The sequence below is a fragment of the Streptomyces sp. 11-1-2 genome, from assembly GCF_003595545.1.
GTDB lineage: Bacteria > Actinomycetota > Actinomycetes > Streptomycetales > Streptomycetaceae > Streptomyces > Streptomyces hygroscopicus_B.
Window position 1 is genome coordinate 6,167,777 of sequence record NZ_CP022545.1, and the last position, 24,426, is coordinate 6,192,202.

Here is a 24,426-nt window from a genome sequence, read left to right on the forward strand (position 1 = left end):
CCCTGCCCCGCCCACGCACTTGTTCGACCGGTCGGACGAGTGATACATCCAAGCCCTGCGACGCAGGAGTGAGTGAGGCACAGTCACACCGACAGCTTCGCGGAACCGCAGCGCGGCGCGTGTTCGCGCCGCTACGCTAAGTGCGCGAGGTGGTCGCCCGGGGGGCGCGGCGAATCAACGCCGGGAGGCGGGAGGAGAGACATGGGGCACTCACGAGCGGACGGGACCCCGGCCGAGCTGATGGACGGGCTGCTCGCCCGTGCGCAGAACGGCTTCGAGATCGGCGAGGCGGTGCTGGCCCAGGCGCGGAGCGCCCTGATGCACCAGTCCGAGCTGCGGTCCTGCCGGCAGTGCAATGAGCGGTGCGGCCAGCTTGGCTACAGCACCTACCGGCATGTCTTCCTGCTCCCCGACGGCAGCAGCCTGCTGCTGTGGGAACTGGAGCACAACACCGGCGAGGGCGGTCGCCCGCTGTACGAGCTCTACGCGGACGAGGACGCCCTGACGCTGGCCGAGCGCCGCGTCCATGATCGCCTCGGCGGCGCCCGCTGGGAGGAGCTCGACGGGTTACCGCTGTGGCTCCCGGACCAGCTACTGCACACGGCCGAGCCCCTGGAGAGCTCCCGTGCGTATGTGGCCGACAATTCGGCCGACCACGCCCGTCGCGTCCTGCGCCGCGCGGAGAACGCCGACCGCCCGGGCGAGGAGACCGAGCGGCTGCTGGCGACCGCGTTCGCCCATGACATCGCCCTCGCGCCCAAGCCCCGGCGCCGCTCCGGCGGTCCCGACGCGACCTGGTGCCGCTTCTATGAGCACGCCTTCCTGCTCGCGGGAGGGGACGAGGTCGTGCTGTGGGAGCTGGAGCACAATCTCACCCGGGACGGACGGCTGGTGTGCGAGGTGTACCTCGACGAGGTCTCGGCGGAGCTCGCGGCCGACCGTCACGCCCGCGCGCTCGGCGTCGACCTCTGACGCATCGGTGCCGCTGGCGCATCCGTCACCTCTGAAGCGTCCGTCACCTCTGGCGCATCCGTAACCTCTGGCGTATCCGAACCTCTGATGCGCCCGTAGCCGCTGACGCTCTCGTGGCCCCTGACGGGCCGACAGGGCGCCCGCCGCGTAACCCCTGACGCCTCGTGGCTCTGACGCGCCCACAGCCCCTGACGCGCCGCCGTGTGCCCGCCATGTGCCCGCAGTGTCCCCTCGCGTGCCCGCAGTGCCCCCGCCGCGTGCCCGTCGCGTGCCCGCGGCGCACGCGCGGTAGCCGGGCCCGCTCACGGCGCCCGTCCAGCACCCGCTTGGCCGACACCGATTCGCCTGGCAGCCCGTCAGCCGGAAGCCTGGTGACGAAGGTGACGAGGGCGGCGAGGGTGGCGAGGGCGGCGAAGGCGACGCTGTGACGACGGCGACGCTGTGACGACGGCGGGACGCGGACCAGGGAAGCGAGAGAAGCCGGTGCGGGTGCGAGGGAGCAGGGCTCGTACGGGCGCCCGTACGGAGTGGCGTACGGCCTGGCCCCGGCTGAGCCGCCCGCACGCCCACCGCCGCCACACCCGCCTGCACACGCTCATCGCCACCGGCGCCGCGGCCGGTGGCGCCTCCGCCGACGGGCTCACCGGGCCCACCGCGGGACCTGGCCCGGCGGAGGATGAGGGCAAGGGGCTGCCGGGCCGCCGGGTGGCCCGCTGGCTTCCCGCCATCCTCCTCCTCGGCGGCGTCAGCTTCGACCTGGCCACCCCGTCCGGCTACACCGCCTCGCCCTTCTTCGCCGCCGCCCCCCTGGTCGCCGCGGCGCTCTTACCGCTGCGCCAGACCGTCATCATGGCCTGCGTCGCCGTCCTCGCGACCTGTCTGCTGGCGGAGTTGCACGGTGTGAAGGACCCGACCCAGGCGGCCACCGAGATCGTCACGGTCGCCACCGTGACCGTGCTGGCGGTGGCGATCAACCGTGTCGTACGCCGCAGCTATCACCGGCTCGCCTCGGCGCGCGGTGTCGCGGAGGCGGCCCAGCGCGCCGTCCTGCCCGCGCCGCCCGCCCGTCTCGCCGGGCTGGAGATCGCCGCGCGCTACGTACCGGCGGAGAAGTACGCGGCGATCGGCGGTGACCTGTACGCGGTCCAGGACACCCCGCACGGCGTACGGCTGATCGTCGGGGACGTACGCGGCAAGGGGCTGCAGGCGGTGGAGGTCGTGGCGATCCTCCTCGGCTGCTTCCGGGAGGCGGCGGAGCAGGAGACGACCCTGGAGGCGCTCGTGGGCCGCCTGGAGCGGGCGCTGCAGCGTGAGGGTGCCCGGCGGGCCGACCTGGAGGTGTTCGAGGGGTTCACGACGGCCGTGGTGGCCGAAATTCCGCGCGGCGATTCCACTCTGCGGCTGATCAACCGCGGCCATCCGGCGCCGCTGCTCATGGCGGAGGACGGCGCGGTGCGTGCCCTGGAGCCGGAGATGTCGGCGCTGCCGGTGGGGATGGGGGAGTTGGCCGGGTGGCCGGACCGGGTGATGGAGCTGGGGTTCGAGGAGGGGGAGACGCTGCTGCTGTTCACGGACGGGGTGACGGAGGCCCGAAACCGCGACGGCGAGTTCTACGACCCGGAGAAGCGGCTGCGCGGCCGCCGCTTCGCCGATCCGCAGGAGCTGCTCGACGCGTTGGTCGCCGATGTCGAGCGCCATACGGACGGCGGGACATCGGACGACATGGCGCTGCTGGCGGTCCGCCGGACCCCGGCCCGCGGGAACGGACGGGGGAACGGGCAGGGCAATGGGGGCAACCGGGGCAATGGGCAGCGGGACGGCCGAGGGAGCGGGCACGACGGCGACGGCGGTGCGAGCCGCGGCGGCCATACGGGGGACAGCGGCGTCCCACACCGTCCGTAGCCGACCGGGTCCATACCGTGCGTAGTCGACCGAGCCCCCTCCGCATAACAATTGCTGCACGATCGGTCCGCACGCGTTTTTGCGAACCTTTGGCCAGTGCTTTGATTCGCCCTCTTTTGTCCCCTCTTGAGCGCTAAGTTCATGCCAAAGGTGCGCGGATTCCTCAGAACAGCTTGGAATCACATCGCGCTCTCTATTAACGTTCGATAACGCAGCGCGGTCGTCACAACCGTCGCAAGGGCGGCACCGTGCGCCGTCGCCGAATCCCGTACGCACACTGGCAGTACCGCACCACCAGCAGCACCAAGGGAACCGGGGAACCAACACCTTGGGGTGAATCGGGTCGAACCTGACCCGTAGGAGACCTTCCTGCTCCGAACCCGTCAGCTAACCCGGTAGGCGAGAAGGAAGGAAAGGAGTGCGCCTCCGTGGCGTCCAACAGGTCTGCCCTGGACGAGGCCCCGTATCGCACACGGGGAGGCGGTTTGGGGACCGCCACCGCCTACGGCCCCGGCTTTGACGCCGGCGGCGGGATGAGCTCCGGGGACGGCCACTTCGCCCCCGACGATCGGTACCTGGACGCGAATGGGGACGCGTTCGAGGGCCCGGGTGCCGGATTCGAGACCGAGCCCTGGGAGGAGTGGAACCCCACCGAGGAGTCCATCGCTCCCGTACGCGGCCGGCACCGCGTGGCCAAGCAGCGGGGCGGGACCATGGCGCGCAGCGGCGCCGTCCTCGGGGTCGGCGTGATCGCCGCGGTCGGCGCGGGCGGTATGGCCAGCGCCAAGGACCGTCCCAAGCCGCCCATTTCCATGCCGGATCTCGGCCACGTCGCCGATGAGGTCAAAGCCAGCCTGCCCGCCGCCAAGGACCTGCCAGGCATCGGCTCCTGGACGTCGGACGACAGCAGCGGCCCGCAGACGGCCGCCGCCCCCCTCTCCCAGGCCGGCCTCACCAGCGAGGACGAGCAGCGCGGCACCACCGACGCGGGCGAGGCGCTCCGCGCCCGCATCCTCCAGCAGGCCGAGAACCAGCAGAACGCGGCGGACGAGGACAGCCGCACCGCCGCGGCGAAGGCCGCCGCGGACAAGGCGTCCGACCAGGCCGCGGAGGTGGCCGCCCAGCGGAAGGCCAAGGCAGAGGCGGAGAAGAAGGCCGCCGAGCAGCGGGCGAAGGAGGCGGCGGAGAAGAAGGCCGCGGCCGAGCGCCAGGCCAGGCTCGCCGCCGCGTACACCCTCCCGGTCGGCTCGTACACCCTGACCGCGAGCTTCGGCCAGGCTGGCGACATCTGGTCGGCCGACCACACCGGCCAGGACTTCGCCGCCCCGACCGGCACCCCGGCCAAGGCGGTGCACGGCGGCACCATCACCCAGGCGGGCTGGGCCGGTTCGTACGGCTACCGCATCGTGCTGACCCTCAGCGACGGCACCGAGATCTGGTACTGCCACCTGTCCTCGATGGTCGTCACCTCGGGCAAGGTGACGGCGGGCGACGTCATCGGCCGCGTCGGCGCCACCGGCAATGTGACCGGCCCGCACCTCCACCTCGAGGTCCGGCCGGGCGGCGGCTCGCCGATCGACCCGATGCCCTGGCTGCGCCAGCACGGGATGAACCCCTGATACTCCGGCGGCTCTGGCGCTCTCTCCCCCCTTGACGCCAGGGCCGCCGGTTTACGTCCCGACGGGGCTACGTCCCGACGGGGCCGCCCCCAGGAACAACCCCGCCCAGCCACCTGTTGTAAAAACGTATGGCTGACAACACACAGAAGATCGGCGATCTGTCCGTCTTCCCCTTCTCCCTCGGCGGGAACGTCTTCGGCTGGACCGCCAACGAGGCCGAGTCCTTCCGGGTGCTCGACGCCTTCGTGGCGGCGGGCGGCAATTTCATCGACACCGCCGATGTCTACTCCGCGTGGGTGCCGGGCAACGAGGGTGGCGAGTCCGAGACCGTCCTCGGCAACTGGTTCGCCTCCCGGGGCAACCGCTCCGACGTCGTACTCGCCACCAAGGTGGGCGCCGGCTACCCGGAGCCCCGCGGTCTGACCTCGTCCGCCATCAAAACGGGCGTCGAGGAATCCCTCCAGCGGCTGCGCACCGACTACATCGACCTCTACTACACCCACTACGACGATCCGTCGGTGCCGGTGGAGGAGATCATCACCACCCTGGACGAGCTGGTCAGAGAGGGCAAGGTCCGCGAGATCGCCGCGTCCAACGTCAGCGCGGAGCGCCTGGAGGCCCAGCTGGCCTTCTCCACCCAGGAGAGCCTGGCCCGCTACGTCGCCCTCCAGCCGCACTACAACCTGGTCTCGCGCGACACCTTCGAGGGCGACTTGGCCGACGTCGCCGCCCGCCACGGCCTGGCGACCATCCCGTACTACTCCCTGGCGTCCGGCTTCCTCACCGGCAAGTACCGCCCCGGCACGGCGGTCGACAGCCCCCGCTCCACCGGCGCGGCCAAGTACCTGGAGACCGAGCGCGGCCAGAAGGTCCTCGCCGCCCTGGACGACGTCGCCGCCAACCACGCCACCGAGCCCACCACGGTCGCCCTCGCCTGGCTCCTCGCCCAGCCCACGGTCGCGGCCCCCCTCGCCAGCGCCCGCTCCGTCGACCAGCTCCCGCCCCTGCTGGCGTCGGTCGACCTCAAGCTGACCCAACCGGAACTGGACCTGCTGACCTCGGCGTCGGACTGACCGCCGGCCGACCAGGCAGAACCCCAACGAGGGCGGGCGCCCCCAAGACCAGACCAGCCCGCCCTCGTCACTCCTCCCGCACGAGGCCCGCATTCAAGGCCCGTGTCCAGAGACGGTCCTGCCATTCATTGGCGTCCGGCGCGGGCTTGACGGTGAGGACGGGGTTCGGGCCCGTCTCGATGAGGTGCAGCAGCGACCAGGCGACGCCATGGCAATCGTCCGGCCCAAAGCAATCGGCCAGAGCCCTGGCCTCCTGGGCCGTGACAGGTCTGGAGATCGCATCAAGTTGCTCGACGCGCCTGTCGATCTCTTCTCCACTCGCCCCCACATCGGGAAGCGGCCCATCGACAACGAATAGCTGCACCTCGGCTCTCATCCCCGAATGATCGTCCGCAGCCACTGCACTGGGCAAGGCGCTTCGGCAGGGTAGGCAGGTCGACGTACGAAGTAGACGGTCAGATCTTCGCGAAAACGCACCTCAACCCAACTGCCTATCCCGCACGGCCGTCACGAAGTCCGCCCACGCGCGGTGCGAGAACCCGAGCATGGCCCCGTCCGGATCCTTGGAGTCCCGTACGGCGGTACCCTCGCTCGCCAGATCGGCTGTCTCGATGCAGTTGCCTCCGCTGCCATTGCTGTAGCTGCTCTTCCGCCATTGGAGAGGCGATATATCAGTCATCAGTACAGTCCTTGCGCCGCTCGTCTGATCAGGTCATTCGACCGCTGAGGACTCAAGGACAGAGCGCGTAGATTGTCAAACGCCTTGGCGTAGAGAGCGATCTCTTCCGGACGCTCGAGATACACCGCGTCCGTCAGGCCGTCGCGATACACCATGTCGGGATCCTCTTGGTCCGGGAACCCCAGGATCGTAAATGCCCCGACGGCAGGGTAGGTGCCAGCATCGAACGGCAGCACCTGGACCGTGACGTTCTTCAACTCCGCCATGTTCAGTAAGTGCTCGCACTGGCCGCGCATGATCTTGGCGTTGCCGATGGTGTGTTGCAGCACGCTTTCGTTGAGGATCGCCCACAGGTCGAGACAACCCGTGCCCGTCAGGAGCGCCTGGCGCTCCATCCGTACGTTGATCATGCGCTCGACATCGTTGGGGTCCTGAGCAGGGGCGGCGAGATGGAGCTCTCGTGCGTAGTCGGCCGTCTGAAGCAGGCCGGGGACAAACTCGCACTCGTACGTACGTAGTCCCGAGGCGGCCTGCTCCAGCCCAACGTAGACCGAGAACCACGGGGGCACGGCGCTGCCATACGCATGCCACCACCCACGCGTCTTGGACTGCTTGGCGAGGTCCTTGAGAAGTTCACGAAGCTCATCAGACGTTCCGTAGAACCGGCAGAGGGCATCGACGTCAGACGGCTGCACGCGGCCCTGGCCAGTCTCTAGGCGGTTGACCTTCGAACCGCTCCAGTCCAGTTCTTTGCCCACTTGGCCACAGGTGAGTTGGTGTTCCTCACGGAGCTTCTTGAGCTCAATCGCCAGGCGACGGCGTCGCGCGGTGGGTGATCCGGGCACGCTAACTCCTCGATACGTAGGGGCCGTTCAGTCTTGTCGGGCGATGGGAGGCCCGCCAATCACTCGATCGAGCGAATCCGTATCTGCACATTGCACGTCGGGATATGCGCTGCCATGCTCTCACGTGAAGTAACCAAGAGCCATCGCGTGATCGCCAGGGGTGATGACGTGGTGGTCGCCTAACGGCGAAAGGCTGAGTCATGGACATCGAACACTGCATGTCGAGGAAGGCATGGGACCTTCCCTTCCTTGCGGAGCCCAGCGGAGTCGCGGCCCTGCGTCGGATCGTGCGTACACACCTGACGGTGTGGGGACTGCCTAACCTGGTTGAGGTTGCACAGACCTGCGTCACCGAGCTCGTCACCAACGTCATCACCCATGTCGGCATCGGGACTCCGACGACATTGGTGGTCGCTATGAATGGCACCCATGTGCGCATCGAGGTCCACGACCCGGACGGCAGGGCACTACCGACGCTGCTCAGCGCAACAAGCACAGCCGAGTCGGGCCGCGGCTTGGCGTTAGTAACGGCGGTGGCGGACCGTTGGGGAGTGGTCCCGACCGAGACGGGCAAGACCACCTGGTGTGAGATCGCCACTCAGCTCGCCAGGAACGACGCTCATGTAGACAGCCCCCAAGTTCACCGTGCCGAGGCTCTGCTCACCCTTTATGGCCGATCTGTGGCCCGATCAAGCTCTCCGACTCGACTGGGGCTGGCAGGCTGGGAGGAGGCGGCGATCGCATTGATTGCCGATTTGCTCCACTGGTTTCGCGCCCATGGGCAGGATCCCGATACGGCCTTGGACCGAGCCCAAACGCACTTCGAGGCAGAGCTGCACGCAGCCGGTTGAGTTACCCCGCTGCGATGGCTGAGTAGGTCCAGACGTCGGCGGGCAGCTCATGCTGGAGTCGCCAGACAATGCCCATGGGCTTGCTGCCCTCGTGGGATTCGTATTCGGCAGGGCCGAGCAGCATCCAGGGCTGAGGCCCTCCAATGTCCGTCTTCTTGTAGCGCCGGACGAAGAGCAGCACATGGGATCCTCGTTCCCGGTGCTGCTGGTAGCGCTGTCCCGTGGGGGAGGAATCAGACGTTTGGTTCTGCGATTCCCAGTGGAAGTGGTCTGAGCTCATCGCAAAGTCCTTGTACCGGGTCTGCGGTGAGAAGTCTTTATCGTCCTTCTCGAGCGTCATCAGGAGCGCGTCCGTCTGGATCCCTTCGCACCATTTCACACCCTCGCGAAAATTCCCTGGCACGAAGCCGCCTACCTCTGCCTGCCCGAGAGCAGGGAGAATTTCCTCCCGGCTGTACGAAGCATGGATGGCCAGGGGTAGGCCGCCATGCTCACCCAAGAGCGGGATGGGGTAGTGGTCGGTGTGCTCCAGGTTGTACGCCAACACCTGACTCAGTTCGCTTCGGAAGGCGCTCTGCTGGCGCAACGACTCAAAGCCATCGGCATAGTTGCTGAACCCACCGCCCAGTGGCCACAAGGAGAAGAAGAGCATCCGCGCGTACGCCTGCCCTGAGGGGTCGAGTGAGTCGTACCCCGGGGCGTCATCGGCGAGCATCCGGCCGTAGGCGTTTACGCGCTGTGGGTCACCGACGTGGAGAAATGCAGAGACGCGTTTGAGAAGTGCGGCCTCCCCTTCGGGGGGCTCGCCGGTGAGGAGATTGGCTCGCCTCAGCAGGACCGTCCAAGAGTTGTTGGCCCGGTAGAGCTCTTTGAGCTCGCGGCGACTCTCGCGAAGGTAGGCGTCGAGTCGCGGTTCGGCATACGCAGCAACCTCTTGTGCCAACTGTCGCACGTTGACATTGATCTGGCTTCTGATGTTGTCCAGGATCCGTTCCTTGGACTTGCGGTCCAGGATGATCTGGCAACCAGAAGGGAGCTGAGGAAAGTCTCGCTCCATGTGCTCAGTCAGCCGGTGACGGGTGAAGTTCGTCAGCGCACGGAACTGCTCTTCGAATCGGAACTCCTTACGGTGCTGGCCGATGAAGTCGAGCACGGTGAGGACGGGCTTGTCTGGCGTACGCCGAAGCCCCCGGCCAAGCTGCTGGAGGAAGACCGTGGCGCTGGAGGTGGGGCGGAGCAAGAGGAGGGTGTCCACATCCGGCACGTCAAGCCCCTCGTTGAAGAGGTCGACTGAGAAGAGGATCTGTACGTTGCCTTCGCGGAGGTCCCTCAGGGCCTGGGCGCGCTCAGCGGCAGGAGTGGAACCGTCGAGGGCCCTGGCATTGAAACCCGCCTGACGGAAGAAGTCAGCCATGAAGTGGGCGTGTGCCACGGTGACGCAGAACCCCAACGCTCGCATGGTTCCTGGGTCGCTGACCTTCTCCTGGACGGCCTTGACGATGAGCCGAGCTCGAGCGTGGTTGCCGGTGTAGACCTGACTGAGCTCACTTGCGACGTATGAGCCTTGCTTCCAGGTGAGCCCTTCCAGATCGGTGTTGTCCGCGATGCCGAAGTAGTGGAACGGGCTGAGGAGATCGTTCTCCAGCGCTTCCCATAGCCGCATCTCGGCTGCGATATGTCCGTCGAAGAACTCATCTTGGACGTTCCTCCCGTCCATCCGCTCAGGTGTGGCGGTCAGCCCAAGGAGCTCGATGGGCTCAAAATGGTCGATGATGCGCCGATAGGTGGGGGAAACGCCATGGTGGAATTCATCGATGACCACGACATCGAAGTGGTCAGGAGTGAACTCCTCAAGAGACCGGGCGTTGAGGGACTGAACGCTGGCGAAGACATGCGTCCAGTCCTTCGGTACCTCTCCTCCGACGAGCAGCTCACCAAAGTTCGCGTCGTCGAGCACCTCTTGGTAGGTGCGCAGCGATTGCTTGAGGATCTCCTGGCGATGGGCCACGAAGAGAATGCTGAGGGGACGTCCTTGATGGGCGTGCTTCAGTGCTTTGTAGTCGAGGGCCGCCATGACCGTCTTGCCGGTCCCGGTTGCTGCGACGAGCAAGTTCCTGTGCCGGCTGTGGATGTCACGCTCGATGCGGAGTCGCTCGAGCATGTCTTGCTGATGGGGATACGGACGTACTTCAAGGCCGGACAGGCTGATGGCGTGGGTATCGGCCTTCTGCTTACCGCTGGACAGAATGAGGGCCTCGTCTAACCGAGTGGCATCGCGCTGGGGGTCATAGGTCTCAAAGGCGGGCTCAGCCCAGTACGAGTCGAAGGTGGCCTCAAATTTCCGCAACACCGGTGGTGTCGCTACGGATGACAAGCGGACGTTCCACTCCAAGCCATCGAGAAGCGCCGCCTTGGAGAGGTTGGAACTCCCCACGTAGGCGGTGTCGTAGCCGCTGTTTCGCCGAAACAGCCATGCCTTTGCATGGAGACGCGTGGACCGCGACTCGTAGTTGACCTTGACCTGGGCGCTGAACTCCGTCACGAGGCGGTCCAACGCACGCCGCTCCGTAGCGCCGATGTAGGTGGTCGTGATGACGCGGATCGGCACTCCACGATCGCGAGCCGCTTTGAGTGACTCTTCCAGGACGCGTAGGCCATGCCACTTCACAAACGCACAGAGCAGATCGACGCGGTCGGCCGTGGCCAGCTCGGCCCTCAGCTCGAAGCCAAGGTTGGGATCCTCGGGCGCGTTGGTGATCAGCGCGGTCTCAGATAGTGGTGTGGCCGGACGGACGCTGTAGACGCCCGGCGCTTCCTGCTCGGCAATGGCCGTCAGCTGATGAGGCCCGTCTGCGACAAGGTCCACCCACTGCTTGGCCCCGTCCAGGGTGCTCATCGACTCGAGAATGTGATTCGCCGCGACGACCTGCTCATCGGTCGACAGGGTGATGAAGATCTGCCGGACGGTCTCGCCGATGTGGCGGGCGAGTACGTGAGGCGAGGAGTGCTCGCCAACCTTCTGTCGGATGGTCTTCCACCCGCTGGCATCCAGGGCGCTGAGCTGTTCCTCGATCCGCGAGGTGATCAGCCGCTCATACAGCCCAGGCACCGGGGTCGTCTGGTCCGCAAGGTGATCGGCCATCGCAGCGCCTCCCCGTCTCGATTGTCCCCATGATGTTGTACCAGCGGCCCCTGACAGTCCTCAGGTGGATCCACCGAGATGCTGCGGACCACGCAGCCCAGGGGTGATCGAACATGATCGAGTCGTGTCCTTGTCGGTCCGTTCGTGCATAGTTTTTGAGCATGGACATACGTGATCTACTCCTTGAACTCGCCCTGACCTACGACGAAGACAAGGGGACGTCGTCGGGCGTCCCTGCGCAAGATCTTCTTCGCAGGGCAGGGGAGGAGTGGAGTCACCTGCTACCCGGGGGCTTTGAGGCCGAGGGCAATGGGGGAAGCGGTGGTGCCAGCCGGACCCCGTGGATCGGCGTGTACGACCCCGACATCACGAGTGACCCAAAGAAGGGGCTCTACCTGGCCTACATCTTCGCGGCTGACCTCAGCACGGTGACCCTGACGCTCCAACAAGGAGTGACCTCACTGCAAGCGAAGTTGGGTGAGGGCGAGAAGCGCCGTAGGTATCTGAGGAACAGGGCTAAGCATCTGCGAGGCGGGCTAGCCGAGGACCTGGTGGAGGGCTGGGATGCCCAGCCGGACTTCAGGTGCGACGTGTTGAGAGCACGCTCCTATGAGGCGGGGAGCGTGGCAGCACGCGCTTACGACACCAGCGCCATGCCCACGGAGATCAGCCTGCGTGAGGACCTCTGGCACATGGCCGAAGTGCTTCAACATGCGGCTGCCGTGGAGCGGGCGTTCAGGGACGAGATTGCCTCCAACGGGATACCGGTCACCAAGCGCGTGGAGGATAAGCCAGAGGAACACGCAGGGCTGAACGGCTTCCGCCCGAAGGATGGCAGCGACTACTACGTGCTTATCCGCCAGCGGAAGATCAAGAAGTCCCGTAGCCACGAAGTGCTGGTCCGCTTGTTCGGCGAGTACATCGAACAGCGCGGCTTCGTGCCGATCACAAAGAAGATGCACCCGAAGGACATTGTGTTGCGGCGGGATGGTGCGGAGTGGCTGGTGGAAGCCAAGACGGTGAAGCGGGGCAACCCCACCCAGGCAGTGCGTGAGGCACTGGGGCAGCTCTACGAGTACAGCCACTTCCTGTACGAGGAGCGGGGGAAGGAGGAGCCGTTCCTTCTGGCGCTCTTTACCGAGGACATCAAGGCGTATGCCCCCTATCTCGAGAAGCGGGGCATCGCGTCCGTCTGGAAGACGGTGGATGGGTGGGCGGGGTCGCCCATGGCTGTCGATTGGGGCATGGCTGACGAGCAGTAACGATCTTTCGCCCTGCGTGTTTGTGGTCACCCGCGCCCTACCGGTGCGGGTGACCACATCGGTACGAAGACTCAGCGCAGAGCGCTGAGCTTTTGCCAGGACGGGTAGGGGAGGTTCCAGTCGCCGAAGCCGTTGCCCGTGGAGACCGTGGCGCGGGTGGAGCCGGTTATCTCGACGATGTCGCCTCGGGTGGCGCGGTTGTAGAACCACTTGCCGTCGGCGAGGGACATGCCGACGCAGCCGTGGCTCATGTTGGTCTGGCCGAAGTAGCCGAGGCCCTCGTTCCAGGGGGCGGCGTGGGCGTAGGTCCCCGAGGTGGTGAGGTGGACCGCCCAGGGGACGTCCTTGTTGTAGGGGTCGGCTATGCCGACGGACTCGCTGGTCATATTGACCATGGGGGCCTTGTCGAGGACGACCATGGTGCCGTTCCAGGTGGGGTAGGAGGGCTGGCCGGCGGATATGGGGATGGTCTTCTGCTTCTGGCCGTCCTCGTAGACGGTCATCGTGTGGTTCTTGATGTCGACCTTGGAGATCCGGGGCGTGCCGATGGTGAAGGTCGTGGAGACATCGCGGCGGAGGTAGCGGGAGTCGCCGGTGTTCACGCCGCTGAGGTGGGCTCGGAGGGTGATCTTGGTGTCCTTGTGCCAGTAGGTCTTGGGGCGCCAGTCGACGCGCTCGATGCCAGTGAGGGGGTCCTTGGTCCAGCCCCAGGAGCCTTCGGTCTTGGGGCTGGTGGAGATGGAGAGGGTGCGTTCCACCGCTGCCTTGTTGGTGACGGGGTGGTCGAAGGCCAGGGAGACCGGCTGGCCTATGCCGACGGTGGAGCCCTTGGTCGGGGTGACCGTGACGCCGTTGGTCTGCTGGGCGGCGCGGGTGCGGAAGGTGGAGTGCTGGACGGCGGACTTGCCGGCGGCGTTGGTGGCTGTGGCCTCGACGGTGTAGGTCGTGCCCGGGGTCATGGTGCGGGTGGAGCGCCAGCCGCTCTTGGAATGGGAGAGGGCGCCGGTCACCGTGGCGGCCTGGGAACCGGCGCCGTCGGGGACGACGCGGACCTTGGTGAGGGTGCCGTGGGAGGCGGTCACCTTGACCGTGGCGTCGGGGGCTATCGCCGCCGTGTCGCTGCTTGGGGTGATCGTGATCCGGGCGGGCTTGGCGTCGGCCGGGTCCACCGAGGCGGTTTTCGACGCCGACTGGCAGCCGGCGAGCAGGGCGACGGCGAGGGCGGGCACCGTGAGGGTGCTGAGGGTGCGCAGGGAACGGACGGAGAGCAGCACAGAGGACCTCTTGCGGGAGTCGCGGGAGTCGTGAGGGGCGGCGGGAGGGGAGGAGCGGGTCAGCAACGCCTCTTCGCCTCCTCGGGGTTGTCCCGGTACGGGCCGGGGGAGGCGGTGGCGGTGGGATCGAGGCGCCAGAGCGCGACCGATACGCAGTAGGTGGAGGGACCGTCGGTGTAGTCGCCGGACGGGCTGCCGATGCCCTCGGCCTGCAGCACCCCGACCCGGGTGCCCGAGCGCATCAGGACGACGTGGGCGTCGTGCGGTGCGCGCGGCGAGTGCCAGCCGTAGGTCATGGTGGTCGGCTGATCGACCGCGGTCTTGCTCGACGACGGCGCGTCCATCGACTTGGGCCGGGCACAGTGGTCCTTCAGCGTCTCCTCGAGGGAGGTGAACACCTTCGCGGCCTCACCTTCGCTCGCATAGGCGTTGATGGTGTGGCGCGCCTGCTCCGCCTCGCGGCTTTGGTAGTTCCGGGTGCGCTGGGCGAGCGGTGGCGGACCGTCGAGGCGGCAGCTGGGGGAGAGGTCGAGCAGCGGTGCCCGGCCGTCGTCGGCGGAGCCGATGGTGGCGTCGACCGTCTTCCAGCGCATCATCGCGTCGAAGGGCAGCGCCGAGGGGCGAAGCAGGGCGCCCGTGGGGATCTGCGCTCCCGGGACGCGGTCCGTTCGTGGGGCGGGCGGGGCCGCCGGGAGCGTACGGGTGGAGTCGTCGCCCGGCAGCAGCCGCCAGGAGCCCGCGGTCACGGCGGCCACCGCGAGGACGGCCGCGACGGTGATCGCGGTGCGCTGCCGTGCGCGGCGCCGACGACCCCGCGCACGCACGGCTTCCGGACCCGCCAGACGTATGGAGGGCTCGACGTCTCGGGCGATATCGCGCAGGCGCTCGTCCAGCTCAGCCATGGGAGGGCACCCCCTTCGGGCGGCAGGTGGGCGGATGGGGCGCCGGTGCCTCGGCGTTGGCGACGGCGTCGGCATCGGCATCGGCGTCGGCGAGATGGGAGCCGAGGGCCTTGCGGGCGCGGCTCAGCCGGGTGCGCACGGCGCCGGAGGAGACGCCCGTCTCCCGGGCCACCTGCTCAATGGGCAGATCGAGAAGGTGGTGCAGGACCACGGCCGTACGCTGCTCGGGCTTCAGCCCGCGCAGGGCATGGATCAGCGCCACCCGATCCGGGGCGAGATCGGGCAGATCGGGGGGCGGGCCATGGCGGAAGTGGGCCCGCATGCGGTTACGGGCGCGGCGCCAGGAGCTGACGGCGAGGCGCAGGGCGACGGTGCGGACCCAGGGCGTGGGGTCGCCCTCGGCGGTCAGCCGGTCCCAGCGCTGCCACGCCCGGGCATACGCCTCCTGCACCGCGTCCTCGGCCTCGGCGAGATCGCCCGTCGCCGCATAGACCGCGGCCACGAGCCGCTTCGCCGTAGCCGTATAGAACTGGTCGAAATCGGATGGTGTGGATGAAGATGATGGTTCTGACATGAATCCCCCGCGCCCCCACGTGCTCCCCGCTTCTATGTAGGAACACGTCCGAAAGGGGCGGGAGGTTACAGACGACTTTCGGGTCCGCCGGGTCCGTACGGGACGGGGGAGGTGTGGGGCGTCGCCGAGTTCGCGGGCGGCTGCGGGCCGTGCGGCGGAGGGGTCCCCCACGGGGCGTAGGTGGGCTGGGCCCCGTACTGCGGCTGGGCCCCGTAGCCGTACCCGTAACCGGGCCCGGGGTCGCCGTAGCCGTAGCCCTGGCCGGTTCCGTGGTCGTATGCGTACCCGCCGCCGTACGGCCCCGTGGGCCAGAACGGTGCGGGCATCGTGCCCGGGGCCGGCCGGGGTGCCCGGCGAGGCCGGGGGAGCGGCACGGACAGCGCCGCGTGGGCCAGGGCGGGCTGGGCGGTCTCCCGCCGCTCCCACAGACGGTCCAGCAACTCCTTCTCGTGGGTGGTGAAGTCCGGGCCGGCCGTGCCGCGGTACGCGCGGCGGCGGAGGAAGGCGAGCGAGGTCGCGAAGGCGGTGTACTCGCCGACCGCGCGGGCGGCCGCCACACCATGGGTGCGGCGGGCGAGGTCGCGGGCGATACCGCGGGCGCGCATCGAGGACAGGGCGAGGGGCTCGGGCGGGGTGAGCCAGCCGGCGGCCTGGTAGGTCGCGAGCTGCTCCCGTATGGTGCGCAGCTCCTTGCCGCGGGACCAGAGCGTCAGCCAGGTCAGCAGCCCGAACATCGGGACCATGAACAGGGCGTAGACGATGAGGAAGCCGTAGCCGCCGAGGGTCGCCGAACCGTTCCAGACGCCGTGCAGGACCATCGCGGTCAGCAGCATCGCGATCGGTATGAGGACGCGGCGGACGCGCTGGTGCCGCGCCGCCGCGGCGGCTATGCCGAAGCCCACCCCCGTCATCGCGGTGAAGAGGGGGTGCGCGAAGGGGGACATGACGGCGCGGATGAAGAAGGTCGCGGCCGTGGTCGACCGGATGCCGGAGTAGCCGAGCGTCTGGTCGCTGACGAAGGCCGAGCCGAGGTAGAGGATGTTCTCGGTGAAGGCGAAACCGGTGGCGGTGATTCCGGCGACGACGACCCCGTCGACCAGCCCGTTGAAGTCGCGGCGGCGGAAGAGGAAGAGCAGCAGGACGGCGGCAGCCTTGGCGCTCTCCTCCACGAACGGCGCGATGAAGGTGGCGCCCCAGGCGTCGGCGTCGGCCTGGCCGGTCGGGGACGAGGAGTCCACGGTGGTCATGAGCCACTCGGTGGCGAAGCCGTTGGCGATCAGCGCGACCAGCGTCGCGGCGCACGCTCCCCAGGCGAAGGCGAACACAAGGTTTCGCCAGGGCTTGGGGTCGACGCGGTCCAGCCACCGGAAGACCGCGATGATCAGTGGCACGGGGAGCACGGCGAGGCCGAGCCCCACCAGGAAGCCCTTGGTGCCCGTCTGTTCGCGCACCAGCGCCAGGATGATCAGGCCGGAGAGCGAGAGCAGACCGGTGAGCGCGGTGGCCCGCAGCGCCTTGTTGTGCCAGACGCGGGCGAGACGGCCCTCCGGCCCCCACAGGCCCTGGCGGGGCGGATGTGGCCAGGCCGCAGGTGCGGCGCCGGTGCCGAACCACGGGTGCTGGTCACCGTAAGGAGCGCCGTAGGGAGTGCCAGTGCCGTGCGGCGCTGCGCCCTGCGGTGTGCCCTGTGGTGTGCCGTGCGTCGCCTCGTACGGGCCGCTGTGCGTCGCCTCGTACGGGCCGCCCTGCGGTGCCGCGTTCGGGCCGCCCTGGGGTGCCTCGTACGGCGCTCCGTGCGGAGCCTCGTGCGGTGCGCCAGGCGGAGCCTGGTGCGGCGCTCCGTACGGAGCGCCGTACGGCGGCGTGACCGGTGGTTCGGGCGGCTCTTGCGGGGGCGGGGACTGATGCACTCGACCGACCCTAACGAAAGGGGGAAGGGGGACTCAGGGTTTATGCCCATCCCCTTGGGGTCGCTATGTGTCGTTGCGGCGGAAGATCAGGTCATGGACGAGGTGCCCCTTGTCCAGCCCCTGGCTCTCGAACTTGGTGAGCGGCCGGAAGTCCGGGCGCGGGGCATAGCCGCCGTCGGGCTGGGAGTTGTCGAAGGCAGGGCTCGCGGAGAGGACCTCCAGCATCTGCTCCGCGTACGGCTCCCAGTCGGTCGCGCAGTGCAGCAGCGCACCGGGCTTCATCCGGGTGGCGGCGAGCTCGATGAACTCGGGCTGGATGAGGCGGCGCTTGTGGTGCCGCTTCTTGGGCCAGGGGTCGGGGAAGAAGACCCGCAGCCCGGAGAGCGAGGCGGGGTCCAGCATCTCGCGGAGCAGGATGATCGCGTCGCCGTTGGCGACCCGGATGGTGTCCAGGCCGTTCCGTTCCGCGAGCGCGAGCAGATTGCCCTGGCCGGGAGTGTGGACGTCGGCCGCGAGGATGCCCGTGCCGGGGTCGGCGGCGGCCATCTGCGCGGTGGCCTCACCCATGCCGAAGCCGATCTCCAGGACGATGGGAAGGCCGGGACGCGGGCCTGCCTCTGTGGCGAACAGCTCACCGAGGTCGATACGGCTCAGCCCGTCGATATCCAGGCCCCACTGTGGCCACAGGCGGCGCAGTGCCTCGCCCTGGCCCGGGGTCACCCGGCCGCGGCGGGGGCGGAAGGAGCGGATGCGGCGCTCGTGGTGTGAGCCCGCCGGATCGGCCACGGGACCGCCGGGGAACATCGGCTCGCTGCGGTCACGGGGGGCGGGCAGAGCGCGCTCCACGTGGGAATCGGGGGCGGTGGGGTTCTCGGACACAGTGCTTCGATTCTACGGGCGGAGGCGGGGAGGGCGGCGGGGCCGGTGCGGCAGGCGGGGCCGGTGCGGCAGGTGGGCCGGGGCACCGGGGGCTGGTCCGGTGGCCGCCGCCCAGCGGTCAGCGGGTTGGGGCGGCGGGACGGGCAGCCGGCCCATGGACAGTCGGATCCATGGGCAGCCGGGCCCTGGGCGGTCAGGTCGGTCGTGCGGCCCCGGTGAGGGTGGCCTGCGGGCTGGGCCCGTGCCTCGCTGCGAGAGCTCGGCCCGTACCTCACGCCGAGGCTCGCCCGTATCTCGGCGGCGGGGGCCCGGCCCGGCTAGTACCTCGCCCCCAGCGGCCCCTCACCCCGTCCGCAGGGTCTCCAGCACTCGGCGGGCGACCTCCCGGCCGATCGGCAGTGAGGCCGTGGCCGCGGGCGACGGGGCGTTGAGCACATGGACGATCCGGGGCGACTGTGAGATCAGGAAGTCGTCCACCAGCGTGCCGTCCGGCAGCACCGCCTGGGCCCGCACGCCTGCCGGGGCCGCTATCAGGTCGTCGGCCGTCACATCGGGCAGCAGGCGGCGCACGGCGTCGGTGAAGGCGCGCTTGGACAGGGAGCGCCGCAGCTCACCCGCCCCGTACCGCCAGTGGCGGCGGGCGATCCGCCAGGAGCCCGGATACGCCAGGGTGCCGGCCAGCTCCTGCGGGCGCACCGTACGCCAGGCGTACCCCTCGCGGGCGAGGGCCGGCACCGCGTTGGGCCCGATGTGGACGCCGCCGTCGATGCCGCGGGTCAGATGGACGCCGAGGAACGGGAACGCCGGGTCGGGCACCGGGTACACCAGACCGTTCACCAGCGAGGCGCGGGAGGGGACCAGCTCGTAGTACTCACCGCGGAAGGGCACGATCCGCATGCCCGGGTCGTCGCCCGCCAGCCGGGCGACGCGGTCGCAGTGCAGCCCCGCGCAGTTGACCAGGGCCCGCGCGCGCAGCACCGTGCCGTCCGCCGTGCGCACCGCGACCGCGGAGGGGCGCCGGCCGATGGTGCGCACCTGCGCCCCGTACCGCACCGAGGCGCCCGCGTCCTGGGCGAGCCGGGCCAGCCGGGCCGCCACCGCGCCGAAGTCGCAGACGCCCGTCGTGCCGACATGGATCGCGGCGAGGCCGCGCACCCATGGTTCGTACTCCGCGATCTGGGCGGGGCCCAGCTCGCGCACCGGAATGCCGTTCTCCCTGCCGCGCTGGACGAGGCCGTGGAGCCTCGGCAGCTCGGAGCGCTCCGTGGCGACGATGAGCTTGCCGGTGACCTCGTGCGGAATGCCGTATTCGGCGCAGAACTTCACCATCTCCGCGGCGCCGCGCACCGCGAACCGCGCCTTGAGCGACCCCGGGCGGTAGTAGATACCGCTGTGGATCACGCCGCTGTTGCGCCCGGTCTGGTGGCGGGCCGGGCCCGCCTCCTTCTCGAGCACGGTCACGCGGGTGCCGGGCGCGGCGCGCGTGATCGCATACGCCGTCGACATGCCGACGATCCCGCCCCCGATCACCAGCACATCGCAGTCCAACGCCGTCACGCCATGTCACCTCCCCACGCGCCACACCGTCCAGTCGCCCGACCGTCGATCCCTATCATGACCTGCACCACTGACAACGGCCCGAAACCCATGCCATGACTAGGGTCCGGGCTAGGTCCACCGGCCATATGGATCGATTCATAGCGAGCCCCCCATTCCGGGCGACGCACGTCTGAATCGCGCATTCCGGGCAGCTCTCGCCTCACCACTCATCCCGGGCCGGTCACGCCTCTCATCCCGGGCCGGCCACGTCTCGTCTCCTCCCACGCCGAGGGCCGCTCACGCCGGGGCCGCCAGCAGCGGCCGGGCCTGCTCGCGCAGCTCGGCGACGCGCGGCTCGTCGCGGTATGCCTCGAGGCGGCGCATCAGGTCGCGCACGTACTCCGTGGTGCGCGCGGACGAGATCCGGTTGGCGACCTCCACGGCGCGGGCGCCCGCCGCGCAGGCCGCGTCCAGATTGCCGGACTCCAGCTCGGCGACGGCGGACACCACGAGCCGCAGCCCGTGCGACCGTACGAACTCCTCCGTCGGCCGGGCCAGCGCCTGCTCGGTGAAGCGCCGCACCTGGCGCGGCAGCCGGAGATCGCGATAGCACTCGGCGGCGTCGGCCGCGAACCGCTCATGGCTGTAGAAGTCGAGCCAGGACGGATCGGGGTCGCCCGCCCGCGAGCGCTCCAGCCAGCCCTCGGAGGATTTCAGGGCCGCCCCGCAGGCGGGCCCGTCCCCGGACTTGGCCTGGGCGCGCGCCTCCACGAGCCGGAAGAAGCTCATGGTGCGGGCGGTGGCCAGGCCGCGGTTGCGCTCCAGGGCGGCCTGGGCCAGGTCCACGCCCTCGTCGGCGAAGCCCCGGTAGGTGGCCTGCAGGCTCATCGACGCCAGCACATAGCCGCCCAGGGGGACGTCGGCCGCGGCGCGGGCGAGGCGCAGCGCCTGGATGTAGTACCGCTGAGCGGCCTCCTGTTGGCCGGTATCGAAGGCCATCCACCCGGCAAGCCTGGTCAGTTCGGCGGTGGCGCCGAAGAGGGAGCGGCCGACCTCGTCGCTGTACGAGCCGAGCAGCAGGGGCGCCGCGTCCACCCGGAGGCACTCGGGAACCATGGACGAACGCCAGTCGCCGCCGCCGTACTTGGAGTCCCAGCGGCGGGCGTCCTCGGCGGCCTCGCGCAGCTTGGTGACGTCGCTGTGGCCGACGCGCTGCAGCGGTAAGGCGTCCGGCGCCGCCCCGCCCGTGGTGCTCGCGGCGGCGGTCCCGTCCTCGGCGTCCTTGGGTTCGCGGGCCACCGAGCTGTCGGCCGGAGATATGAGCCAGCGTGAGGCCGGGGTGGCGTACGCGCTTACTGAGAAAGATCCGGCCAGGCTCTGCCAGATGCCCACCCCGCCGCGCCGACCCGCGAGATCCAGCCGGTAGAGCTCGGTCGCGGAGCGGACGGCCTGGCCGATGTCGCGCGGGAAGGCGAGACCGACCTCGGGGGCCGGATCGGCATCGGCCAGGCCGATTTCGTGCAGGGGTACGGGACGGCCGAGTTTGCTGCCGATCGCAGCCGCAATGAGGTGTGGCGCGGCGCCCTGGGGGACCATGCCCTTGGACACCCAGCGCGCGACGGACGTCTTGTCGTAGCGAAGTGTCAGGCCACGCTGGGCGCCGAGGTCGTTGACTCTGCGCGCGAGCCCGGCATTGCTGATCCCAGCGAGGGCGAGAACGGTGCCGAGCTTTTCGTTCGGCCCGCGTGGCTCCCTGGACATGCGCACCCCTCGACAGCACCGACGGCCGCCCCTGCATAAGCGCGGGGCATTCGTAAACCCAGCGTAGTTCGCCGCATCCCGACCGTTAAGAGGTGGTGTCCCGGATGGCGAGATTCTTGTACGAACGGGCGTGCGGGGCGTGACGTGTGCTCCCGGTGTGTGTGGCTGTGCGCCCGTGTGTGCGCTCTGTCTCAGTCGCGGCGGGGACGTTTCGATGGGTCCTGCGTGGGTCGGCCCGCTGTACTGGATCCAGTGGGCTGGGGGACGCCGCCGCCTCATTCCCCGCGGGTGGCGGAACGGTCCGGGAGGCGAATGCCGCCTCCCGGACTGTCGTGTCGGGGGCGCGAGAGGCGGAAGTCGAGTACGTACAGGGCGTCCGCAAGACCATCGAGAGCGCCACGGCAACTTGGCTGAATAACGCCCCTCACGGCCGGGCTCCCGCGTCGGGCCGGGGAGGGGGAGGCCCGACGCGGGAAGCCCTCATCCGCTCGGATCGCGCACGGATTCGGCCCAGAGCGGTGCGCCACGTATCACATGCCGCGGATGCCCCGGTGCGCGGCGGACGCCGCGGCGCGGACGGTAAGTCCCTCTCCTGGTCTGCGGGTTGGCGCATTTTCCGTGCGCCCCTTCGTGCGCCCCTTGTGCGCCGCTCCGCATACGCGTCCATGCCCTTGCGCTCTTGCGCGCCCCAGTCGTGGCAGCATGGGCCACGGCGGAACGGTGGGTCGCTACCGGCGGTGGTTCCCTCGTGGGCTCCTTACGGATGCCTCCCAGCGGGGCATCACCTACTGGGATCAACTCTGCGATTTCTGCGGTCATCTGTGGTCACAGGACATCCAGGAGATCCATGTTGTTGTCCGGTTCGATGCCGAAACCGTCAACATGCTGTGCATGATGGCACCTACTTCTTGGTTGCCCTGGATGCCCACAGCCTGTGGAGGCGGCGATGCGGTGGTTGGTGGGGTGGAGCAGTACCGCATCCGGCCCGGTCCCCCCGGAGGGCCGTGCGATCCAACCGGTCGGCGCCCAACTCCTGTGGTCCGACCCCGATCCACTGTGGGCGGTCGGCGACTGGCGGCCCGATGAGGTGCGCGTCGTCCAGACCGATCCCTTCACCCGCCTCGCCGTCTTCGGCTGCTGCGGCGCCACCGATGAGGAGCTGCGGGTGGGGCTGTTCGCCGCCCGCGGCGGCGCCCTGCGCCATCTGACCGCCTGGTCCGGCAGCTACACCGCCGTCGCCCAGGTCGGCCGCCGCATCACCATCGTCGGCGACCTCGCGGGCGCCCGGCCCGTCTTCCACACCGACTGGGCCGGCGGCACCGCCTACGCCACGGCCGCGCTCCCGCTCGCCGACCTCATCGAGGCGCAGCTCGACGTCGGCCACCTCGGCGCGCTGCTCGCCTGCCCCGACTCCCCGGAGGCCATGGGCGGCGGCACGCCCTACATGGGCGTCAGACGCGTGCCCCCGGGCCATGCGCTGATCCTGCGCGACGGCGCCCGCGACGTCACCGGCTACGAGCCCACCGCGTCCCTCGCCGTCGCCGCGCCCCCACTTGACCAGGGCACGGCCGTGGACGCGGTCCAGGACGCCCTCGTGGAGGCCGTACGGGCCCGGCTCACCGCCCCGCGCCACGCCCCCGAGACCGATGACCTCGACCCCGGCCCGGTGCCCGGCATGGGGCCCGCCGAGCGGCGGGCGGCCCGCGGCGCCCCGGCCCCCGGCATCGGCGCCGATCTGTCCGGAGGCAGCGCCTCCGCCACCCTCGCCCTGCTCGCCGCCGGGCTCCCCGGAATGCCCGGCACCCTCTTCGGACATGGCACCGAGGCGGGCGAGCGGCTCCTGGCCGTCACCTTCAACGACCTCGCCACGGCGGGCGGCGCCCGCACCCGCGAGGCCGAGCTCGAACGGGCCGGCGCCATCGCCGCCAATCCTCGGCTGCACCATGTGGTCGTCGCCGCGGGCGAGGAAGCCCTGCCGTACGCGGGCCTCGACACCGGCGCCCTTACCGATGAGCCCGGCCCCTCCCTCGTCATCGCCGAGCGCCACCGGCGCCGGCTCGCCGCGGGCAGCGCGGACCACTTCGTCGGGCACGGCGCCCGCCAGGTGCTCGACGCCCACCCCGCACGCCTCGCCGACCTGCTGCTCGACCGGCGCAGACGCCATCTGCTGCGCCCCGCCACCGCGCTCGCGAAGGCCGACGGCCCCTCCGCGCAGTCCTTCTTCGTGCCCTTCACGGTCTACCGGGCCGCACGGCGGCTGGCCCGCACCTCCTATCGCGACGGCGTCCAAGAGGCCGCGGTGCGCCTCCTGGAGCGCCGCTTCGCCGACGACCAGGCGGTACGCGACCCCGGCGCCGTATCGGCCTCCCTCGCCGCCCTGACGTGGTGCCGCCCGGGGCCCGCCGCCCGCTGGCTCACCGGGGAGACGCTCGCCGAGGTGTCCGTCCGGCTGGAGGAGGCGGCCATGCGCCCCGTGCTGGTGCGCCGCCCCGGGGAGCGCCGCGCCGACGCCGCCCTCGCCCGCTACGCCGCGGACCACCGCGTCTTCGAGCAGGCCGCCGAGATCCGCAGCCAGCGCCTGCACGCGCCCTTCCTCGACAACCAGGTCGTACGGGCCTGCCGCGCGCTCCCCGAAGCGCTTCGGGTGCAACCGGGGGCGCGCGCCGCGGTGCTGCGGACGGTCCTCGCCGGAGCGGGCATCCGGGAGCTTCCTCCCGGTTGGGGAGCCACCTCCCACGCCGCCCACACCGCCGCCGTACGGACCGGCATGCGCACCTGGACGGGCGAGTTGATGACCCTCTTCGACGCCCCACTGCTGGCGGACGCGGGCCTGATCGAGGCCCGCGTCATCCGTAAGGCTCTGCGCGCCGCCGCACAGGGGGAGCGGCTGCCCCTGGACGGCCTGGCCGAACTCGTCTCCACCGAAGTCTGGCTGCGGCGCCTGCTGGCCCGCCGGGGCACCTGCTGGACGGGTACGGCGGCGCCACGGCAGCGGGCCGTGGCAGGCGGAGTGGTGCCGCGCCCGAGCCTGTGACAGCTTCCGCACCGAGGCGACACGAGGCCGCCTTGTGACACCTCGCCCCGGGTGCCCCGCGGGCATCGCCCCTGCCGCTCGGGAGCCGGGGCCGGGCCCCCGCGCACGACGCCGGGGTCCTTACGGCGGACGACGGCGGGCGACGGAGGAAGGGGCCTTATGCGACGAGTCGTCCTTACGGCGGGCGAGTCCTGATGGCGGACGGGTC

Annotated in this window: 18 protein-coding genes and 1 riboswitch; of the genes, 7 read left to right on the forward strand and 11 right to left on the reverse strand. The window is 69.8% G+C overall.

All coding sequences use genetic code 11. The features are described from left to right. The first annotated feature begins 201 nt into the window (after nt 1-201). From CGL27_RS26215 to CGL27_RS26230, 4 genes are all read left to right on the forward strand, one after another. Nucleotides 202-972 carry a DUF6227 family protein gene (locus CGL27_RS26215; RefSeq protein ID WP_078642690.1) on the forward strand — a complete coding sequence of 257 codons (771 nt, stop codon included), beginning with the start codon at nt 202-204 and terminating at the stop codon, nt 970-972. 483 nt (nt 973-1,455) lie between these two features. Further along, nucleotides 1,456-2,874: a PP2C family protein-serine/threonine phosphatase gene (locus tag CGL27_RS26220; RefSeq protein ID WP_119990416.1), complete on the forward strand. Its 1,419-nt coding sequence runs from the start codon at nt 1,456-1,458 to the stop codon at nt 2,872-2,874. Nucleotides 2,875-3,121: 247 nt separating this feature from the next. Further along, a riboswitch (cyclic di-AMP (ydaO/yuaA leader) is annotated at nt 3,122-3,291 on the forward strand. 11 nt (nt 3,292-3,302) lie between these two features. Next, complete coding sequence (locus CGL27_RS26225; RefSeq protein WP_078642692.1) at nt 3,303-4,493, forward strand: M23 family metallopeptidase; 1,191 nt, start codon at nt 3,303-3,305, stop codon at nt 4,491-4,493. A 128-nt stretch (nt 4,494-4,621) separates the two neighbouring features. Further along, entirely contained in the window at nt 4,622-5,566 is a 945-nt protein-coding gene (locus tag CGL27_RS26230) for an aldo/keto reductase (protein WP_119990418.1), read from the forward strand. 67 nt (nt 5,567-5,633) lie between these two features. On the opposite strand, the gene CGL27_RS26235 is transcribed toward CGL27_RS26230, so the two are convergent. The 3 genes from CGL27_RS26235 to CGL27_RS26245 form a co-directional block, all read right to left on the reverse strand. Beyond that, nucleotides 5,634-5,942 (reverse strand): hypothetical protein, encoded by a 309-nt coding sequence (locus CGL27_RS26235; RefSeq protein ID WP_240450641.1) that lies wholly within the window; start codon nt 5,940-5,942, stop codon nt 5,634-5,636. Nucleotides 5,943-6,044: 102 nt separating this feature from the next. Continuing rightward, nucleotides 6,045-6,245 carry a DUF397 domain-containing protein gene (locus tag CGL27_RS26240; protein ID WP_119990420.1) on the reverse strand — a complete coding sequence of 67 codons (201 nt, stop codon included), beginning with the start codon at nt 6,243-6,245 and terminating at the stop codon, nt 6,045-6,047. After that, the gene (locus tag CGL27_RS26245) at nt 6,245-7,090 is read right to left on the reverse strand and encodes a helix-turn-helix transcriptional regulator (protein WP_119990422.1); all 846 of its coding nucleotides are present in this window, start codon (nt 7,088-7,090) and stop codon (nt 6,245-6,247) included. Before CGL27_RS26245 ends, CGL27_RS26240 begins: the two co-directional genes overlap by 1 nt. Nucleotides 7,091-7,290: 200 nt before the next feature. On the opposite strand from CGL27_RS26245, the gene CGL27_RS26250 reads away from it, so the two are divergent. After that, complete coding sequence (locus CGL27_RS26250) at nt 7,291-7,941, forward strand: ATP-binding protein (protein WP_162953071.1); 651 nt, start codon at nt 7,291-7,293, stop codon at nt 7,939-7,941. Nucleotide 7,942: 1 nt separating this feature from the next. Here the strand turns inward: CGL27_RS26250 and CGL27_RS26255 are convergent, their stop codons facing one another. Further along, nucleotides 7,943-11,083: a DEAD/DEAH box helicase gene (locus CGL27_RS26255; protein WP_119990423.1), complete on the reverse strand. Its 3,141-nt coding sequence runs from the start codon at nt 11,081-11,083 to the stop codon at nt 7,943-7,945. 161 nt (nt 11,084-11,244) lie between these two features. On the opposite strand from CGL27_RS26255, the gene CGL27_RS26260 reads away from it, so the two are divergent. Continuing rightward, the gene (locus tag CGL27_RS26260; protein WP_162953072.1) at nt 11,245-12,345 is read left to right on the forward strand and encodes a DUF3578 domain-containing protein; all 1,101 of its coding nucleotides are present in this window, start codon (nt 11,245-11,247) and stop codon (nt 12,343-12,345) included. A gap of 71 nt (nt 12,346-12,416) precedes the next feature. On the opposite strand, the gene CGL27_RS26265 is transcribed toward CGL27_RS26260, so the two are convergent. From CGL27_RS26265 to CGL27_RS26295, 7 genes are all read right to left on the reverse strand, one after another. Continuing rightward, nucleotides 12,417-13,619, reverse strand: coding sequence for an Ig-like domain-containing protein (locus tag CGL27_RS26265; RefSeq protein ID WP_119990427.1), 1,203 nt, complete (start codon nt 13,617-13,619; stop codon nt 12,417-12,419). A gap of 59 nt (nt 13,620-13,678) precedes the next feature. Then, nucleotides 13,679-14,521 (reverse strand): hypothetical protein, encoded by an 843-nt coding sequence (locus CGL27_RS26270; protein ID WP_119990429.1) that lies wholly within the window; start codon nt 14,519-14,521, stop codon nt 13,679-13,681. Beyond that, a complete protein-coding gene (locus CGL27_RS26275) occupies nt 14,514-15,095 on the reverse strand; it encodes a SigE family RNA polymerase sigma factor (protein ID WP_119990430.1) in 582 nt (193 codons plus the stop codon). The genes CGL27_RS26270 and CGL27_RS26275 overlap by 8 nt, the downstream gene beginning before the upstream one ends. A gap of 65 nt (nt 15,096-15,160) precedes the next feature. After that, nucleotides 15,161-16,654, reverse strand: a complete 1,494-nt coding sequence (locus CGL27_RS26280) for a PrsW family intramembrane metalloprotease (RefSeq protein WP_119994558.1) — start codon at nt 16,652-16,654, stop codon at nt 15,161-15,163. A 414-nt stretch (nt 16,655-17,068) separates the two neighbouring features. Continuing rightward, nucleotides 17,069-17,809, reverse strand: coding sequence for a tRNA (guanosine(46)-N7)-methyltransferase TrmB (trmB, locus tag CGL27_RS26285; RefSeq protein ID WP_240451008.1), 741 nt, complete (start codon nt 17,807-17,809; stop codon nt 17,069-17,071). A gap of 417 nt (nt 17,810-18,226) precedes the next feature. After that, a complete protein-coding gene (gene lhgO / locus CGL27_RS26290; protein WP_119990434.1) occupies nt 18,227-19,441 on the reverse strand; it encodes an L-2-hydroxyglutarate oxidase in 1,215 nt (404 codons plus the stop codon). A gap of 279 nt (nt 19,442-19,720) precedes the next feature. Continuing rightward, nucleotides 19,721-21,184 (reverse strand): MFS transporter, encoded by a 1,464-nt coding sequence (locus CGL27_RS26295; protein ID WP_119990436.1) that lies wholly within the window; start codon nt 21,182-21,184, stop codon nt 19,721-19,723. Between the two features lie 946 nt (nt 21,185-22,130). Between CGL27_RS26295 and CGL27_RS26300 the strand changes: the two genes are divergently transcribed. Further along, nucleotides 22,131-24,218, forward strand: a complete 2,088-nt coding sequence (locus CGL27_RS26300) for an asparagine synthase-related protein (RefSeq protein WP_119990438.1) — start codon at nt 22,131-22,133, stop codon at nt 24,216-24,218. Nucleotides 24,219-24,426 lie beyond the last annotated feature (208 nt).